Genomic DNA, 19130 nt, shown 5'->3' on the forward strand with positions numbered 1-19130 from the left:
GTAACTCGTCCGGTGGGGCGGCAGTTCGACCAGCAACACCGATTGCCGGTCGGTTGCCTGGTGGCCGGACCCGCGGGCGGCGCAGCATCGAATAAAACTCAGGCTTCTGGTCCGTCGGAGTGCGCGAGAGCGGTTACGAACTTGATGACATCATGCGATGCCGAGAGCGGCCTGCTTCCACTGACAGCTGCCCAGCGGGGGGTGTTCTTCGCGCAGCAGCTCGACCCTGGCAACCCGGCCTACAACACCGTGGTCGTCATGGAGATCCGTGGGCAGGTGGACGCGGGGTACCTGCGGCGCGCCATCCGCCAGGCGGAGGGCGAGAGCGGAAGCTTCGACGTCGAACTCGTGGAGCGGCCGGACGGCACCTACCAGCTGCCGGTCGCGCCAGGCGTGTCGACGTGGCAGGAGTACGACTTCAGCGACGAGCGGGACCCGGTCGCGGCCGCCCGGGCGGTGATCGACCACGATCGCACCACCCCGCTCGACCTGCTCAGGGACACGCTGTCCGGGCATATCCTCATGCGCGTCGGTGTCGACCACTACCTCTGGTACCAGCGCAGCCACCACATCCTGTCCGACGGCTTCGGCTCGATGCTGCACTCGCGCCGGATCGCCGCCGTGTACGAGGCCTTGTCCAACGGGACGGAACCCGAGGGCGAGCCGCTGGGACGGCTCCAGGCGCTGCTGGCGGACGAGGCGGAGTACCGCGCGTCGGATGACTACACCGCGGACCAGGCGTACTGGACCCAGGCGTTCACCGACCGGCCCGAAACGGCCAGCCTGGCACCGGGGGTGCCGGCGAACGCCGCTGATGTGGCGATCGCCGCGACGACGGAACTGGCGCAGCCCGAGCTGCGGGCGCTGCACACCGCGGGACGGGACGCCCGCACCCCGTGGACGGTGCCGATGCTGGCGGCGGTCGCCGCCTATCTGCACGGGATGACCGGGGCGCACGACCTGACGATCGGCGTTCCGGTCACCGCACGGCTGGGCGCCCAGTCCCAGAACGTGCCCGGCATGCTGGCGAACACGCTGCCGCTGCGGCTCACGGTCGATCCGGCCGCGGGCCGCACCGAGCTGGTACGGCACACCGCGCGGCGGCTCGGCGAGCTGCTCACGCACCAGCGCTACCCGTACGACGAACTCCGGCGCGACCTGCGGCTGCTCGGCACGAACGAGCAGTTGTTCGGGGTGCTCGTCAACATCATGCCGTCGGGCTCCGAGACGCCGTTCACCGGACGTGACGCGGTGCTGACCACGCTGTCCGGCGGACCGGTGTCCGATCTCAACCTCACCTGTCACCCCGGCCCTGACGGCCGGGGGATGCGTATCGAGTTCGAGGCCAACCCCGAGCGCTACAGCGCTGGGGAACTGGCCGCGCACCAGGGCCGGTTCACGGACTTCCTCGCCCGGTTCCTGGCCGCCCCGCCGGACCTCCCGCTGGCCCGCGTGGAGGTCCTGACCGCGGCCGAGCGCACGCGGGTGCTCGCCGCGGGTGCCACCCCGCAGCGGACCGAACCCATCGTGCCGCGGGTCTTCCCGGAGCTGTTCGAGGAGCAGGTCCGCAGGACACCGCACGCCCCCGCGGTGCTCTCCACCGCCACTTCCCTGGACTACGCCGGGCTCAACACCCGGGCCAACCGACTGGCCAGGACCCTGGTCGAGCGGGGCGCGGGGCCCGAGCAGCTGGTGGCCGTCGCCCTGCCGCGCGGCGTGGCCGCGCTGACGGCCGTGGTCGCGGTACTGAAGTCGGGCGCGGCCTATCTCCCGGTCGACCTCGACTACCCGCGCTCGCGGGTCACCGACATGCTCGACGACACCGGCCCGCTGCTCCTGCTGACGACCCGCGAGGCAGACGACCGGACACTGGCCCCACAGGTACCGCGGCTGTACCTGGACGACTCGGGCAGCCCCGCCGACTCCCCCGCGGCAGGGCTGCCCGGCACCGACCTCGACGACCGTGACCGCCGGGCGCCGCTCAGGCCCGGGCATCCGGCGTACGTGATCTACACCTCAGGATCGACCGGCCGCCCCAAGGGCGTCGTCGTCACGCACACGGGTCTGGCCGCGCTGCTGCGGCAGCAGACCGACCTCCTGCGCATCACGCCGGACACCCGGGTGCTGCAGTTCGCCTCGCCCAGCTTCGACGCGTCGGTATGGGAACTGTGCGTGGCGCTGCTCACCGGTTCCGCCGCGGTCGTCGCCCCGGCCGAACAGCTGGCGCCCGGGCCCCCGTTGGCCGAGCTGGTGGCCGAACTGGGCGTCAACTGCCTGCTGCTCGCGCCGTCCGCGCTCGCGGCCATGCCACCGGACGGGCTGCCCGAGGGCATCAACCTGGTCGTCGGCGCCGAGGCCTGCTCGCCTGATCTGGTCGCGCGCTGGTCTCCGGGCCGGCATATGGTCAACGCCTACGGGCCATCCGAATCGACGGTCATCGCCACCCAGACCGGACCGCTGTCCGGCCGGATCGTCCCGCCGATGGGGCGGATGGTCCCCGGCACCCGGGTCCGGCTCCTCGACACCGCGCTGCGCCCCGTGCCGCCCGGTGTCGCGGGCGAGGTGTACCTGAGCGGTGACGGGCTCGCCCGCGGCTACCTCGGCCGCCCCGGGAGCACCGCGGACCGGTTCGTCGCCGACCTCTTCGGCGCGCCCGGTACGCGGATGTACCGGACGGGCGACATGGCCCGGTGGACCGCGGACGGCGAACTGACCTATCTGGGCCGCGCCGACAGCCAGGTCAAGGTGCGGGGCTTCCGCATCGAACTGGGCGAGGTCGAGAGCGCCCTCGCGCAGGCGCCCGGCGTCGGCCAGGTCACCGCGGTCGTCCGTGAGGACCGGCCGGGGATACGGCAGCTGGTCGCCTACGTCGTCCCCGCCCCTGGCTCCGACACCGCCTCGGCCTCCGCCTCGGAGTGCGGTGACGCGGCGGGAGGCCTGCCCACCGCGGCCGCGTTGCGCGAGTTCACGGCGGAGCGGCTGCCGGAGTACATGGTCCCGGCGACGGTGATGGTGGTCGACGCGTTCCCGCGCACCCCGAACGGCAAGATCGACCGGCGTGCGCTGCCGGTTCCCCGGTTCCAGGCCGCGGCCGAGTACCGGGCCCCGTCATCGGACCGGGAGCGGCTGCTGCACAAGGTGTTCACGGAGGTACTCGGCCAGCCGCGGATCGGCGTCGACGACAGCTTCTTCGACCTCGGCGGCGACTCGATCACCTCGGTGCAGCTGGCGGCCGGGGCCCACCGGGCCGGACTCGCGCTGACCGCCAAGGACGTCTTCGTCCACAAGACCATCGCCCGGCTCGCCCAAGTGGCCCAGGACCAAGGACGTCTTCGTCCACAAGACCATCGCCCGGCTCGCCCAAGTGGCCCAGGAAACCGACCCGGAAGCCTCAGCGACCCGTACCGAGTCCCGTACCGGGTCCCTGGTGCGGATCGACGCGGAAGAACTCGACGAGCTCGAAGCCCAGTGGGAGACAGCACTGTGAGACAGACATCCCTGGAAGCGGTACTGCCGCTCTCGCCGTTGCAGCAGGGCATCCTCTTCCATGCCCTCTTCGACGAGGGAGATGTCGATGGCGAGCGCGTCGACTTCTACACCGTACAAACGCCCCTGGAGCTGGTCGGGGCGCTCGACACCGAGGTGCTGCGGGCGTCCTGCCGGGCGCTGCCGGCCCGGCACGGGAGCCTGCGGGCCGGGTTCCTGCGGCGCCGTTCGGGCGAGGCCGTCCAGGCCATCGCCAAGGCGGTCGAGCCGTCGTGGGAGGAGATCGACCTGTCCGGCTTCGGCCCGGACGAGCGCCAGGTGCGACTGGCCCGGCTGCTGGCCGACGACCGCTCCCGGCGCTTCGACATGGCGAAGCCGCCGCTGCTGCGGTTCACGCTGGTGCGACTCGAAGCCGACCGGCACATCCTGGTCCTCACCAACCACCACATCCTCCTTGACGGCTGGTCGCTGCCGCTGATCCTCAGCGACCTGTTCCGGATGTACCGGGACGGCGGTACGGCAGCGGGCCTGGAGCCGGCGGTGCCGTTCCAGGACTACCTGGGCTGGCTGTCGGACCAGGACCGCGGCGAGGCGGAGCGGGCCTGGCGGGCCGCGCTGGCCGGTGTCGACGGCGCGACGCTGGTGGCCGAGGGTGCGGGTACCGGTACGGGGACGTCCGAGCACGGCCAGCAGCGCGTCGTCGCGGAGCTGTCCGAGGCCGACACGGGGCGCCTCACCGCCGCGGCCCGCGGCCGCGAGCTCACCACCAACACCCTGGTCCAGGGCGCGTGGGCGCTGCTGCTGACGGTGCTGACCGGACGGGAGGACGTCGTCTTCGGCAACACCGTCGCGGGCCGCCCGCCGGAACTCCCGGACAGCGACCGCATGGTGGGCCTGATGATGAACACGGTGCCCGCGCGGATACGGATCGACCCGGCCGAGCCGGTGGCGGACCTGCTCGCCCGTATCCAGCGAGAGCAGACGGCCCTGATGGGGCACGAGTACCTCGGTCTCTCCGACATCCACCGTGCCGTCGGCATCGCGGAACTCTTCGACACGACCATCGCCTTCGAGAACGTCCCGGTGGAACAGGCCGTACGCGGCTCCGCGGTCTCCGGCCTGGCCATCGGCATCCTGCGGGACGCGGTCGATGACGCCTTCGAGGGCACGCACTATCCGCTGAGCCTGGCCGTCCACCCCGGCGACCGGCTCCGCTTCGAACTCAACTACCGCGACGACGTCTTCACCGCCGAGGCGGCGGCCGATGTCCTGCGGCGCCTGGGTGACCTCCTGCGGGACATCGCCGAGCGGCCTGAACTCCCGGCGGCGCGGCTGCCGTCGCACTCGGCTGCCGAGCGGCAGGAGATCCTGCGCGCGTCGAGCGGCAAGGCGGTCGCCCACCCGGCCCAGACCCTGCCCGGACTGTTCGAGGCGCAGGTCCGCGCGACGCCCGAAGCGGTCGCCGTCGTCGACGGTACGACCCGGCTGTCCTTCGACCGTCTCAACGCCGACGCCAACCGGCTCGCCCGGCTGCTCGTCGCCCAGGGCGCGGGACCGGGCCGTCTCGTCGGCGTCGCCCTGCCCCGTACCACCGACGCGGTGGTGGCGATCCTGGCCGTCCTGAAGTCGGGCGCCGGATACCTGCCGATCGACGCCGAGCACCCCGCGGAGCGGATCGCGGCGATCTGCGCGGAGGCGGCACCGGACCTCGTCCTGGCCACCGCGGCGACCGCGACCGCCCTGCCCGGCACGGCTCCGGCGCTGCTGGTCGACACGGCCACGCTGCCCGATGACGCCGGGGACCTCGGGGACGACGAGCGCACCGATGCCCTGCTCCCGTCCCATCTGGCCTATGTGATCTACACGTCCGGCTCCACCGGCCGCCCCAAGGGGGTCGCCGTCGAGCACCGCAACCTGGCCAACATGTTCCACAGCCACCGGGCGAACTTCTTCGAGCCGGAGCGGGCGAAGGGGGACGGCCGCCCGCTGCGCGCGGCACTCACCAACTCGCTGGGCTTCGACGCCTCGTGGAGCCAGCTGCTGTGGATGGTGGCCGGGCATGAACTGCACATCGTCGACGACACGGTCCGCAAGGACTCCCTGGCACTCGTCGACTACGCGGTCGGCGCGGCGATCGATGTCATCGACACCACCCCGTCGGTGGCGCGGCAGATGCTGGCGGCGGGCATGTTCGACGCCTCGGCGGAGCGGCACCACGTGGGTGTCGTCGCACTCGGCGGCGAGGAGGTCGGGGACGACCTGTGGGCCGAACTGCTGGGCGTGCCGGGCCTGTCCGTGTATAACCTCTACGGTCCCGCCGAGTGCACGATCGACGCGATGCTCTGCCACGGCGACGGCTCCACCCGGCCCTCCATCGGTGTCCCCGCAGACAACGCCCGGGTGTATCTCCTGGACGCCTTCCTGCGGCCGGTGCCGGACGGGGTGGTCGGTGAGCTGTACATCGCGGGGGACGGGGTCGCCCGCGGCTATCTGGGCCGCCCGGACCTGACGGCGGAGCGGTTCGTGGCCGATGTGTTCGGTCCTGCGGGCGGCCGGATGTACCGCACCGGTGACCTGGGGCGCCGTCGGCCGGACGGGGTCGTGGAGTACTGCGGGCGGTCGGACTTCCAGGTCAAGATACGGGGCCACCGCATCGAGCTGGGTGAGATCGAGGCCGCACTGGCGGCGGACGCGTCCGTGGACCAGGCCGTGGCGGTGGTGTCCACCGACAGCGCGGGCGCCCAGCGGATCGTGGCCTACGTCCACCAGGCGCCCGGCGCCCGAGTCCCACCGGACGCCCTGCGGGAGCTGGTGGCCCGGAAGCTGCCGGACTACATGGTTCCGGCCCTGGTGATGGCGGTCGACGCCTTCCCGCTCACCCCGAACGGCAAGATCGACCAACGTGCGCTGCCGGACCCGGAGTTCCAGGCGGCAGCCGCGTACCGGGAGCCGGGCACGGAGCGCGAGCGGCTGCTGCACGAGGTGTTCACCGACGTACTCGGCCAGCAGCGCATCGGCGTCGACGACAGCTTCTTCGACCTCGGCGGCGACTCGATCATCTCGATGCAGCTGGCGGCCCGGGCCCACCGGGCCGGACTGGCCCTGTCCACCAAGGACGTCTTCGTCCACAAGACCATCGCCCGGCTCGCCCAAGTGGCCCAGGACCAAGGACGTCTTCGTCCACAAGACCATCGCCCGGCTCGCCCAAGTGGCCCAGGAGACCGAGGCCCAGGGCACCGGCACCGCGCCCGCACCCGTCACCGAGCCGCTGATCACGCTCAGCGACGCCGAGCGGGCGGAACTCGCCGCGGACGGACACCAGGAAGCCGACGTACTGCCCCTGACGCCGCTGCAGCAGGGCATGTACTTCCACGCGATGCTGGCCGCGGACGGCGTCGACGCCTACACCGCACAGGCGCCGGTGCGGCTGTCCGGGGCGCTCTCCCCCGCCGTGCTGCGCAAGGCCGTTGACGCGCTCGTCGCCCGGCACACCGCACTGCGGGTCTCCTTCAGGCTGCTGAGGTCGGGCCGTTCGGTCCAGGTCGTCCACCACGACGTACGGGTGCCGTGGCGCGAGCTGGACCTCTCCGGTCTCGGCGAGGACGAACGCCGTGCCCGCCTCGTGCAGTTGGTCGACGAGGACCGCCGGGAATCCTTCGACATGGCGCAGCCGCCGCTGGTGCGTGTCACCCTGGCCCGGCTCGCGGACGACGAGCATCAGCTGCTGGTGACGCACCATCACGCGCTGCTGGACGGCTGGTCGCTGCCGCTGGTGTTCCGCGACCTGTTCGCCCTCTACGCCCGCGGCGGCAGCGACGGCGGCACCCCGCCGGTGCAGTTCGCCGACTTCCTCGGCTGGCTCGGCGGCCAGGACGAGGAACTGGCGGCGAAGGCCTGGACCGAGGCACTGGCCGGATTCGACGAGCCGACGCTCGTCTCCCCCGACGCCGAGGCCGCTGCCGCGACCGTGCCCCACCTCGTCACCTCGGCCCTCGACGCCGAACAGACCACGGCCCTGACCGCCGCGGCACGCGACGCGGGCCTGACCCTCAACACCCTGATCCAGGGGGCCTGGGGCGTGGCGCTCGGCCAGCTGCTCGGCCGCGACGACGTCGTGTTCGGTGCGACCACCGCCGGGCGTCCGCCCGAGCTCCCGGGCTCCGAGGACATCGTCGGCCTGCTCATGAACACCCTCACGGTCCGGGTGCGGCTCGACCCGGCGCGGCCACTCAACCGGGTACTCGCCGACCTCCAGTCCCAGCAGGCCGAACTGCACCCGTACCACCATCTGGGTCTCACCGAGGTGCAGCGGCTCCTCGGGCTCGGCGAACTCTTCGACACCGTCGTCGGGTTCCAGAACACACCGGTCGACGCGGAGGCCATCCAGGAGCAGGTGCCTGGCCTGCGGCTGTCCGTCGACGAGGAGCCGGTGCCCGGTGCGTCGCACTATCCGCTCAGCCTGGTCGTCGTGCCCGGCGAGGAGCTGAGCCTGCAACTCAGCTACCGGGACGACCTCTTCACCGCCGAGGCCGGCGCCGCGATCCTCACCCGGGTGCGCAGGGTGCTCGACAGCTTCGTATCCCGCCCGGCCGCGCCGCTCGGCCGGATCGACCTGCTCGCGGCCGAAGAGCGCGAGCAGCTGCTCACGGCCGCCGAAGGCCCGGCCCGTGAACGGGCGCGGTCGACATTCCCGCGGCTCTTCGAGGAGCAGGTACGGGCACGGCCCGAGGCCGTCGCGGTGTACGAGGGCGAGCTGACCGTCACGTACGGCGCACTCAACGCGCAGGCCAACCAGCTGGCCCGGGCGCTGGTGGCCCGGGGCATCGGGCCCGAGGGCATCGTCGCGGTCGCGATGGAGAAGTCCGCCCGGTCTCTGCTCGCGATCCTGGCCGTCCTCAAGACCGGCGCCGCCTATCTGCCGCTGGACCTCGGGTACCCGACGGAGCGGCTGCGCTGGGTCATCGGCGACGCGCGGCCCGACCTCGTCCTCACCACCAGTGAGGCGGCCGGGCTGCTCGCCGATGTGGGCGCCGAGCGGACGCTGTGCCTGGACGGTCCCGGCGCGGGCGCCGCCGACCTGTCGGAACTCCTGGGCAGCGCGGCCGAGTTGACCGCCGGACGCTCCGGCGCCGACCTGACCGACGACGACCGGACGGCGCCGCTCAGGCCCGAGAGCACCGCCTATCTGATCTACACCTCCGGGTCGACCGGTCGTCCCAAGGGCGTGCTGGTGCCCCATCTCGGCATCGCGGCCCTGATCGCCCAGCAGCGCGACGGGCTCGCGCTGCGCGCGGACGAGCGGGTGCTGCTGTTCGCCTCGCCGAGCTTCGACGCCTCGGTGTGGGAGCTGGCCACCGCCCTGCTGACCGGGGCGAGCGCGGTCACCGCGACCGCCGACGAACTGCTGCCGGGTCCGGCCCTGGCGGCGACCGTGGCGCGGCACGGCGTGACCGCGCTGCTGCTCCCGCCGTCCTCGCTCGCCGTGCTGCCCGACGACGCGCTGCCGGCCGGCGTCACCCTGGTGGTGGGCGGCGAGGCCTGCCCGCCCGACCTGGTGGAGCGCTGGTCGGTGGGACGCCGGATGGTCAACGCCTACGGCCCGACCGAGGCGACCATCATGGCGACGATGAGCCGCCCGCTCGCGGGCCGTACCAGCCCGCCGCTCGGCGAGCCGGTGCTGGGAGCCCGGGTGTATCTGCTGGACAGCGCCCTGCGACCGGTACCGGTGGGGGCGCCGGGTGAGCTGTACCTGGCGGGTGACGGCCTCGCGCGCGGCTATCTGCGCCGGGCCGGGCTCACCGCGGAGCGCTTCGTGGCCGACCCGTTCGGTCCGGCCGGGTCCCGGATGTACCGCTCGGGCGATGTGGCACGTCGTACGCCGCACGGCACTCTGGAGTATCTGGGCCGTGCGGACCAGCAGGTCAAGGTGCGGGGTTTCCGGATCGAGCCGGGTGAGATCGAGGCCGTACTGGCGGACGATCCCTCGGTCGCGCAGGCGGCCGTGGTGGTCCGAGAGGACCAGCAGGGCCAGCGGCGGCTGGTGGCGTACGCGGCCCCCGCGGCCCCCGCGGCCGGCGCCCAGCCGGAGCCCGCGGCCCTGCGCGAGCGGGTCGCCACGGCCCTGCCCGACTACATGGTGCCCGCGGCCGTCGTCGTACTCGACCGGCTGCCGGTCACCCCGAGCGGCAAGCTCGACCGAGGCGCCCTGCCCGCACCGGAGTTCTCCGGCGCCCGCGCCAGCAGGGCACCCCGTACCGCGCGCGAGGAGCAGTTGTGCGCGCTGTTCGCCAAGGCGCTCGGGGCGGAGCGGGTCGGCATCGACGACAGCTTCTTCGCACTCGGCGGCGACTCGATCGTCTCCATCCGGCTGGTCACTCTGGCCCACGCCGAGGGCCTGGACATCTCCCCGCGTGACGTGTTCAGCCACGAGACGGTGGCCGCGCTCGCCGAGGCGGCGAAGCAACTCGCTCCGGCGCCGGACGCCGACGCGGCGGCCGGGGAGGAAGAGCCGCTGATCACCCTGGACCCGGACGAGTTCGACGAGTTCGCCCAGGACTGGCAGGAGTAGCCGAGCCGGTCTGAGCACCCGCACCACCACCGAACCACGCACACCACCCGCACTACCTGCACTACGCGCACCACCCGCACCACCCGCACCACCCGCACCACCACTGGACCACCCCGGCCGGGACCCTGCTCGGCCGGTCCAGTGCGGCACCACCACGCGGCCCGGCAGCGATGCGCGGACCGCACAGGACCGAACGACGGACGACCCGAGCGGTCACGACCTGGTGAGGACCACCGACATGACGAGCACCTATCCCGCTGTTGACACCCCCCACCCGGACGTGGCCGACCGGGGCCCCGACCGTCTCGACACCCCCTTCGAGTACCACCTCGACGCCGACGAGGTCGCCCAACTGCGTTCTGTAGCCGCGCAGTTCGGTGACTCTCACGACGCACCCGACCTGCCGGACTTCTACGACCAGGACCACGCGGCCGAGGAACTGCTGCCCTCCGGCCTTCGCGGTTTCCTCCTCTCCTACCGCCGGACCGAGCGCAGGGCCGCCTGCCTGGTGCACGGCTTCCCGGTCGATGACACACAGCTCGGCCCCACGCCGGGGCACTGGCGCGAGGCCATCGACAGCAAGGCGGCGAGGGAGCAGGAGCTGTGGCTGGCCCTGTGCGGAATGGTGCTCGGCGACCCGTTCGGCTGGGTGACCCTCCAGGAGGGCCGCATCATCCAGAACATCCTGCCGGTACGCGGCGACGAGATGCGGCAGAGCGGCTACGGCAGCGAGAGTCTGCTGGAGTTCCACACCGAGGACGGCTTCCACCCGAACCGCTGCGACTACCTGCTGCTACTCGGCCTGCGCAACCGCGACCGGGTGCCGACCATCGTCGCGTCCGTCCGGGACATACGGCTGAGTGACACCGACCGCGCGGTGCTCGCCGACGACCGCTTCCACATCGTGCCGGACACCGAGCACATCCGGCAGCTCGAGGCGCAGGCTCCCGGCCATCCCGCGCTCGAGAAGCTGCACGAGATGGCGGACCGGCCGGTTCCCACCGCCGTCCTGTTCGGCGACCGGCTCAACCCGTACCTCCGTATCGACCGGCCCTTCATGTACGTACGCCCCGGTGACACCGAGGCCGAGGCCGCGCTCGACCGGCTGATGGACGAGCTGCAGCGCGCGCAGCAGGACGTCGTGGTGGGCCCCGGCTCGCTGCTGATCGTGGACAACTACCGCGCGGTGCACGGCCGTCGCCCGTTCACCGCGCGGTACGACGGAACCGACCGCTGGCTGAAGAAGCTCACCGTCAGCCGCAACCTGCGGCGCAACGCCAGTGGTTACGCGCTGGGACACCACCGCGTCATCGTCTGAGCCACGCCCCGTCCCCGCCCCATCCCCATCCCCATCTCCTCNCACCCGAGTTCGAGGAAGCACACTTATGGATACCCGCCCCGCGCTCGCCCCGGGACCGCTCGACGCCATCGATCTCGCCGATCCGCTGCTGCACGCCCACCACGACCTGGGGCCGCTGTGGCGGCGCCTGCGTACCGAAGCCCCGGTGCACTGGCAGCCCGAGACGGCCCGCGGTGCCGGTTTCTGGGTGGTGACCGGCCACGCCGACGTCGTCTCGGTGCTCAACGACAGCGAGACCTTCACCTCTGAGCAGGGCAATGTGCTCGACACCCTGCTGGCGGGCGGCGACTCGGCGGCCGGCCGGATGCTGGCCGTCACCGACGGCCGACCACACAAGGCGCTGCGCAGCGCCCTGCTGAAGCCGTTCTCGCCGCGGTCCCTCGACGTCGTGGTCGAGAGTGTGCGGCGCGGCACCCGGCGGCTGGTCGAGGAGGCGGTGGAGCGGGGCACGGTGGACTTCGCCGCCGATGTCGCCGCGCATATCCCGCTTGCCGCGATCTGCGACCTGCTCGGCGTGCCGGCCGCCGACCGGCAGCACATCATCGACCTCACCTCCAAGGCGCTGTCGTCGGCGGACGGCATACCCGACGAGGAGGCGACCTGGTCGTCGCGGAACGGCCTGCTGCTCTACTTCTCGGAGCTGGCCAGCTCGCGCGTGAAGAAGCCGTACGACGACGTGGTCAGCCTGCTGGTGACCAAGGAGATCAACGGGCGGCCGCTGACGCACGAGGAGATCGTCTTCAACTGCTACAGCATCATCATGGGCGGCCACGAGACGACCCGCTTCGCCATGGTCGGCGGGCTGCAGGCGCTGATGGACCGCCCCGACCAGTGGAAGGCGCTCAAGTCCGGTCAGGTGGACATGGCTTCGGCGGTCGAGGAGGTACTGCGCTGGACGACACCGGCCCTGCACAGCGGGCGGACCGCGACCCAGGACGTTTTCTTCGGCGACCAGTTCGTCGAGGAGGGCGACGTCGTCACCACCTGGCTGGCCTCGGCCAACCGCGATGAGCGGGTGTTCGATCGGCCCGACGACTTCGACCTGGCCCGCACCCCCAACAAGCATCTGTCGTTCGCCCACGGGTCGCACTTCTGCCTCGGCGCGTTCCTGGCCCGCGCCGAGCTGACGGCCCTGCTGGAGAGCCTGCGCGACCTGGTCGCCGTGGCCGAGCCCGCGGGCCCCTCGCAGTACGTGTACTCGAACTTCCTCAGCGGCTTTTCAGCCCTGCCGGTGACCCTCTCCCCGGAGTCGTCCGCCGACTCCGCCGACCGCGCCGGTCTCCTCCAGGGCTCCGAGCACGGCTGACACCGTCTCCTGGGGGTGCGTCTGCGGGTAGGCGTGGCCACCGGGGAGAATCCGCAGCCGGTGCGCGGCCGAGGTGTACTGGGCCCAGGGCTCGACCTGGGCCTCGGTGGCCGCCTCGTCCTGCGCACCGGCGAAGGCGAACAGCGGGCAGCCGACCGCGACCGGCTCCGGGATGAGATAGCGCTCGGCGAGGAACATGTCGCTGCGCACCGGACGCAGCAGGTCCCGCAGGAAGTCCGGGTACGCCAGAAGCGCGGGCGGCAGTCCGCCGTTGCGCCGCAGCCAGCCGATGAGTTCGCTGTCGTCGGCGTCCGCGACGGCCGCCCGGCTGAGCGGCAGATGCGGAGCGCGTGACGCCGAGGCCAGCAGGGCGCTCGGCGGCCGCAGCCCGTCCCGCTCGATCCGGAGCGTCAGTTCGTACGCCAGTACCGCGCCGAAGCTGTGCCCGAAGAACGCGTACGGCGTGGTCAACTCGGCGCGCAGGCCCGCCAGCAGAGCGTCGAGCAGCGGCTCGAGACGGTCCGGCAGGGGCTCGTCCATGCGCGAGCCGCGGCCTGGCAGTTCCACCGGAGCCAGCTCGACTCCCTCGGGTACGTACGGCCGCCAGGCACCGAAGGCTCCGGCGCCTCCTCCGGCGGGTGGCAGACACAGCAGCCTCAGCCTGGGCTGTCCGACGCTGAACCGGCCGCTGATCCAGTCGGTTCGCGGTGTGAAGGCATCAATCGCGCTCATGGCGGCCAGCCTTACCGCGGTCCGCCGCCATGACCAGGCAGCCCCGGCGGCAGCTTAGGGCCTGCCCGGCGGATCTTGCCTGGGACGCGGCGCCCTGGCACGCGCATCTGCGGCGTTGTCGTCAATCACCATCTTCCCCAAGCTCTCGGCTTCGCTCGAGCAGGGGAGACCCCATTCGCGATGCCTCAATCCTCCGCCTTGCAGCTGCACGCACCAGACCACCGCTCACCAGCAGCGAGAACGCACCCACCGCCAAAGTCGGCCTGATCCGCCGGACAGACCCTAGTAGTGCTTCGTTAGGTTCTGGCTCGTGTTAGGGGTTTGCCGCAGGTGGTGCAGGTTCCGGTCCAGCAGCGGAGTAGGTTCTGGAGGGCGTCGAGGGTCTGGTAGAGGGTCAGGCCGGTGTGCGGGCTTTTGGGTCGAGCCGCCTCAGGGTGAGGAAGGCCTGGGCGGCGGTGACGAGGGTGACGTGGTGGTGCCAGCCGCGCCAGGTGCGGCCTTCGAAGTGATCGAGACCCAGGCCGTGTTTGAGTTCGCGGTAGTCGTGTTCGATCCGCCAGCGCATTTTGGCGAGCCTCACCAGGTGCGCGATCGGGGTGGTGGCGGGCAGGTTGGAGATCCAGTAATTGGTCGGTTCCTGGCCCGGGTCGGCCCGTTCGACCAGCAGGGTTCGCAGCGGGAGTACTCCGTCCCACCGGTTGCGGCCGCCGCCTTGTTCCTGGGCGGTGCGGGAGGCTTCCTTGCCGGAGGGCCTGACCTCAAGGACGGCAAAGTACGAGGCCATCTCCCCTTTGCTGCCCTTACGCCATGCGACCTCCTCGAACAAAGTGTCCGCAGCAATGAGGTCGGGCAGCGGCCGGGCCGCTGCCCGATAGCGGGGCAGGGTGGGCGGTCCCAGCCCGCCGTAGGCCGCCAGACACGGCTCAGCATCGGCCGGTCGGGCGATCTCCTTGGGCTGGACAGCCATCACATAAGTCCAAGCGCGGGCTTCCAGGGCCAGCCGGAAGCTGACGCTGCGGCCATAGCCGGAATCGGCGACGATCACCGGGACATCCAGCCACCAGGACGCCAGCCGGTCCAACAGGCCCAGAGCCAGACGGGACTTGGGGACGTGGCCGACCTCGTCGGGAATCTGGGCGGACCTGCGCCGAGGATCGTCCGCGGCCCATTCCTCGGGCAGGAACAACTCCCACTCCAGCGGGCAGGACGCCATATCGGTGGCCGCATGCACACTGACCGCGACCTGACAGTTGGCCCGCTTGCCAACCGCCCCGCAGTACTGCCGGGCCACCCCCGCCGACGCCTTCCCGCACTTGGGAAACGACACGTCATCGATGACCCACACCTCAGGCCGCACCACCTCGACGAGCCGTTCGGCGATCCGTCGGCGCACCGGGGACCAGTCCCACGGCGACTGGTTCACGAACTGCTGCAGGGCCTGCATATTGCCGTCTGGCAACCGATCTGCCATCGGCTGGATCGACTTACGCCGACCGTCCAGCATCAGACCACGCAGATAACACTCGCCCCACCGGCGCTGATCCCGCCGCGGCAGCGAACCGAACACCTCGGCAACGAACTCCGCCAACTCACCCCGGAGCCGTTCCACCTCCCCGAGCCTCATACCCCGCAGCATGCCCCCGACCAGCCAAGATCGGCACTCCTAACGAAGCACTACTAGGCCTGCCCGGCGGATCTTGCCTGGGTGGCGCCGAGTTGCCGTGTGCTTGCCGGGCTCGTTGCCTGGGACGGGTGTGCCGTGCGGCCTATCGTCGGCCGCATGACTGACACCCCTGCCGCCATCGGCACCGAAGCCGTCGTTCCCGTGGTGAGCGGTATGGTCCGGCTGATCGCTCCGCGCAAGCTCGCCCAGGTCGCACCGGACCACCGCCTCGTCGGCGACCTCGGCTTCCACTCCCTCGTACTCGCGGAACTCGGCTACAACCTGGAGGACCTGTACGGCCTCCGGTCGCTGAACCCCGAGGAGGCCATGAAGCTGGAGCGGGTCAGCGACGTGATCGCGTTCGTCAGCGGCGAGCTGGCCGAGGGCCGGGCGCAACTGCCGGACAGCGCGGACGTCGCCGACCTGTTCGCCCGCTACGGCGTCGACAGCCCCGCGGCATGACCCGGCGCGCGTTCGACCGCCCTTCCTACGCACTGGCCGCGGACTTCGAGCGGGCGCTCGGCGATCCGGCGGCGGAGAGCGGTCCGTTCAGCTACACCGAGACGGTCGAGCACGAGGAGAACAACGCCCTGCCTCCCGGGGCGGTGGACCTCGTCCGGTCGTGGGGGTTCGCGCGGTACCTGGTGCCCGAGGACTTCGGCGGCCGGCTGCGGAACCTGGAGCAGCTCTTCTTGCTGACCCGTTCGCTGTCGCGCCGCAATCTGACGATCGGGGTGATGTTCGGCTCGGCGATGCTCGGCGTCAACCCGGTGTGGCTGTGGGGCGACGAGAAGCAGCGCGCGCTCGTCGCGCGGGGCATCCTCGACGGCGACCTCGCGTGCTTCGCGGTATCCGAACCGGACCACGGCAGCGATCTGGGCACCAACGAGACCCAGGCCGTACCGGAGGGTGACGGATTCGTCCTCACCGGTGAGAAGTGGCCGGTCGGCAACGCCACCCGGGGCCGCTTCGTCACCGTCTACGCGGCCGTCGAAGGCAGCGGCTCGTCGCTGCTGCTGCTCGACAAGAAGGAGCTTGAGGAGGGGAGTTGGGACAACCATCCCTTCGTCAGGACCGTGGGCCTGCGCGGCCATGACCTCAGCGGGATCACCTTCCAAGACACCAAGGTGCCCGCCGGTGCGCTGCTCGGCCGCTCTGGCGGCGGCCTGGTCGGGATTCTGCAGGTGCTGCAGATCACCCGTACCGCGATCGGCGCGACCTCGATCGGCACCATGGACTCGGTCCTGCGGATCGCACTGCGCCACGCCCAGGAGCGGGTGCTGTACGGGGAGGAGATCTATCGCATCCCCGTCATCCGGCGGCACCTGGTCCAGGCGCACCTCGACCTGCTGATCGCCGAATGCACGGCGCTGCCGGTGGCACGCTCGCTCTCGGTGGCCCCGTCCCGGCTCAGCCTGTGGTCGTCCGTGGTCAAGTACCTGGTGCCGACGCTCGGCGAAGAGGTCGTGCAGGAGACCGCCCGGGTCCTGGGCGCGCGCAGCTATCTGCGCGAGGGGGTCGCATCGGGTGCCTTCCAGAAGCTCCAGCGCGACCATGCGATCGCGAGCATCTTCGAGGGCACCACACATGTCAACCTGCACAGCATCGCCACGCAGTTGCCCAACGTGGCCCAGGTCGCCGACCGTCCGTCCCGTGGCGGGGACGCCGTACTGCGGCAGCTCTTCGACTGGTCCGACGAGGCCCCGGTCTGGCATCCGTCGGGCAGAGCGCTCCGGCTGACCAATGCCAGCGAGGACGAGATCACCCGGGGCTGGGACCCGGCCGTGGCCGAGGCCTGCCTGGTCGCGGAGCGTGACCTCCCGGCGCACGAGGCCGCCTCGCTCACCAAGGTACTCGGTGAACTCTCGGCCCGTCGGACGGCCTTCTACACGCGCATCGCCGCCGAATCGCTCGACGCGGGGACGACGGAGGGTCAGGACCGGGCCGCCGAGCACTGTGTGTACCACGCGGCCGCCTCCTGCCTGTACACCTGGCTGTACTCCTTCGATGAGGAGCACGGTCTGGCCGGGGGTACGGGGTGGCTGGTGCTCGTTCTGCAGCGGTTGCTGGGGCGCCTTGAGCCCGCGACCGAGCTGGACGAGAGCCTGCTGCCCTGGCTCGAGGAACTGATGCTGGCGAGCCTTGACGGCCCGGAGTACTTCTCGCTCCGAGCCGTCAAGGAGTCCGCCGCCCAGGCGGAGGCGGACTGAGAGCCTGCCTTTGAACCCCCGTCGTCCGCGCGGAGCGCGGGCGCAGCGCCCGCCGCGCAGCGGCTGTCGGATACAGCCGGTGCGTGCTCTCGGCGTGCGGCGCGAGTGCGTGCCGGGCGTCGGGGCGCAGGCGGGGGTTCAAAGACAGGCTCTGAACCGGGTGGAGTGGCCCGCCGTCAGACGGCGGCGGGCTCAGCCTCTGCCATGGGCGGATGCCGGTCCGACTCCGGCCACGGGGCGGAACTGGTGCCTCCGGGCCGCTCCACCTGCCCCACCACGTGCCGTACCAGCGCGTGGATCCGGTACGTGTACTGCCGCTCCCGGTTGATCTGGATCAGCGAGGCGTCCGCGAGCTCGGCCAGCAGATGCGCGACCCGCACGGCCCCCGAGCGGCCCGACGGCACGGTCGTCGCCGCGTCCAGCGAGAAGCCGTCCGGCAACGCGACCAGGTCGCGCAGCAGTTCGCGATGCGGCGCGGGGAGCAGGTCGTAACTCCAGCGCACACTGTCCGACAGCGTGCGGTGCACGCTCAGACCGCTCGCGTCCACCTGGTCGAGCAGCTGGAAGAGCGTCTCCTCGTCGAGGAGAGAGGTGAGCGGCAGCGACCTCAGCCGCTGTGCGGCGATCTCGATGGCCAGCGGCACCCCGTCCAGAAGTCGGCACAACCGGCTGACCAGTGGCAGGTGACGGCCCAGGTCGAGCGTCGGCAGACTGGACTGCACCCGGTGCAGGAAGAGCTCCACCGCGCTCGGCACGGTCATGTCACGGCTGTCCTGGCCGTCGACGCACAGCGGCCCGACCTCCCAGGTCTCGGCCGCGCCGACCGCCAGGGCGCGGCGCGAGGTGACCAGCAGATGGAGCCCGGGGTGCTCGTCCAGCAGCTGCCGCACGGTGCGTGCGGTCTGCTGCGCGACATGCTCGGCGCCGTCCAGGACGAGCAGCTGCCGGCCGCTGTGCGCGCTCCCGCGCTGGTGGTCGTCCGCCCTGGTCAGACCCTGCGTGACGCGCGTCAACTCGGCGCGTGCGCCCTCGGGTTCGAGATGTTCGGGCGGGCAGTCGTGCAGCTCGGCGACGGCGACTCCGTCCCGGAACAGCGGGCGCAGCCGGGAGGCCGCCGCGAGCGCGAGACGCGTCTTTCCCACGCCACCGGGTCCGGTGAGGACGATCAGCCGGCTGCGCTGCGCCGCGGCCAGGATGTGGCGGGTGTCGGCCGACCGGCCCACCAGCGGGTCGCCGAGTGGCCGGGGCCCGCGCCACGGCGGGAGCGTCGTCGTACGTTCCAGCTGCGACTCCGAGCGCTGCTGGGGCATCAGCGCCAAGCCGCTGCCGCCGCCCCAGGGGCCCGTCTCGGAGAGCGAGGCGGGCGCGGCGCCGAGTGCGGTGAGCAGGAGTGCCACCGAGGTCCGGCGCGGATTGGTGTTGGAGCCGGTCTCCAGATTGCGGATCGTACGGACACTGACGCCGGAGCGCTCGGAGAGTTCCTCCTGTGTCCACCCGGAGATTCTGCGCTGGTTCAGCAGAAAGTCGCGCAGCTGATGCATATCTGTTCTGTCGAATGAGAAGAGCTCATACGGAATCACCATGTGAAGATTCCCCCGTGTCAACGATATGTGTGCCGACCATGCATATCCCGCACAGCACGCGGATCGGAGGACGTCATCCTCCTCTGCGTGGTACGGCACCTTAGCCCCCGCCTACGACACCGAGCGGCCGAAGGAGATGAATTGGTGCGGAACGCCACGGGTCGCCGATGACAGGTGGGCCGGGTGAGCCTGCATGACCTGTACCGGACAGTACTCGACTGG

At 71.5% G+C, this 19130-nt stretch carries 9 protein-coding genes; 6 read left to right on the forward strand and 3 right to left on the reverse strand.

Annotated elements, in window-relative coordinates:
- The first annotated feature begins 144 nt into the window (after positions 1-144).
- From U9R90_RS07570 to U9R90_RS07585, 4 genes are all read left to right on the forward strand, one after another.
- Positions 145-6957, forward strand: a complete 6813-nt coding sequence (locus U9R90_RS07570) for an amino acid adenylation domain-containing protein (RefSeq protein ID WP_411055617.1) — start codon at positions 145-147, stop codon at positions 6955-6957.
- Positions 6863-10054 (forward strand): non-ribosomal peptide synthetase, encoded by a 3192-nt coding sequence (locus tag U9R90_RS07575; protein WP_411057670.1) that lies wholly within the window; start codon positions 6863-6865, stop codon positions 10052-10054. Before U9R90_RS07570 ends, U9R90_RS07575 begins: the two co-directional genes overlap by 95 nt.
- Before the next feature lie 238 nt (positions 10055-10292).
- Positions 10293-11372, forward strand: a complete 1080-nt coding sequence (gntD, locus tag U9R90_RS07580; protein WP_411055618.1) for a guanitoxin biosynthesis L-enduracididine beta-hydroxylase GntD — start codon at positions 10293-10295, stop codon at positions 11370-11372.
- 67 nt (positions 11373-11439) lie between these two features.
- Positions 11440-12720, forward strand: coding sequence for a cytochrome P450 (locus U9R90_RS07585; RefSeq protein ID WP_411055619.1), 1281 nt, complete (start codon positions 11440-11442; stop codon positions 12718-12720).
- On the opposite strand, the gene U9R90_RS07590 is transcribed toward U9R90_RS07585, so the two are convergent.
- Entirely contained in the window at positions 12634-13452 is an 819-nt protein-coding gene (locus tag U9R90_RS07590; RefSeq protein ID WP_411055620.1) for a thioesterase II family protein, read from the reverse strand. The two genes, U9R90_RS07585 and U9R90_RS07590, sit on opposite strands and share 87 nt — an antisense overlap.
- A 394-nt stretch (positions 13453-13846) precedes the next feature.
- Positions 13847-15076, reverse strand: a complete 1230-nt coding sequence (locus U9R90_RS07595; RefSeq protein WP_411055621.1) for an IS701 family transposase — start codon at positions 15074-15076, stop codon at positions 13847-13849.
- Positions 15077-15232: 156 nt separating this feature from the next.
- On the opposite strand from U9R90_RS07595, the gene U9R90_RS07600 reads away from it, so the two are divergent.
- Both U9R90_RS07600 and U9R90_RS07605 read left to right on the forward strand, forming a co-directional pair.
- Positions 15233-15577, forward strand: coding sequence for an acyl carrier protein (locus U9R90_RS07600; RefSeq protein WP_411055622.1), 345 nt, complete (start codon positions 15233-15235; stop codon positions 15575-15577).
- Positions 15574-17325 carry an acyl-CoA dehydrogenase family protein gene (locus U9R90_RS07605; protein ID WP_411055623.1) on the forward strand — a complete coding sequence of 584 codons (1752 nt, stop codon included), beginning with the start codon at positions 15574-15576 and terminating at the stop codon, positions 17323-17325. The genes U9R90_RS07600 and U9R90_RS07605 overlap by 4 nt, the downstream gene beginning before the upstream one ends.
- 176 nt (positions 17326-17501) lie before the next feature.
- Here the strand turns inward: U9R90_RS07605 and U9R90_RS07610 are convergent, their stop codons facing one another.
- A complete protein-coding gene (locus tag U9R90_RS07610) occupies positions 17502-18866 on the reverse strand; it encodes a helix-turn-helix domain-containing protein (RefSeq protein WP_411055624.1) in 1365 nt (454 codons plus the stop codon).
- Between the last annotated feature and the right edge of the window lie 264 nt (positions 18867-19130).

Origin of the sequence: Streptomyces sp. E11-3 (assembly GCF_046540415.1) — a bacterium.
Classification (GTDB): Bacteria; Actinomycetota; Actinomycetes; order Streptomycetales; family Streptomycetaceae; genus Streptomyces.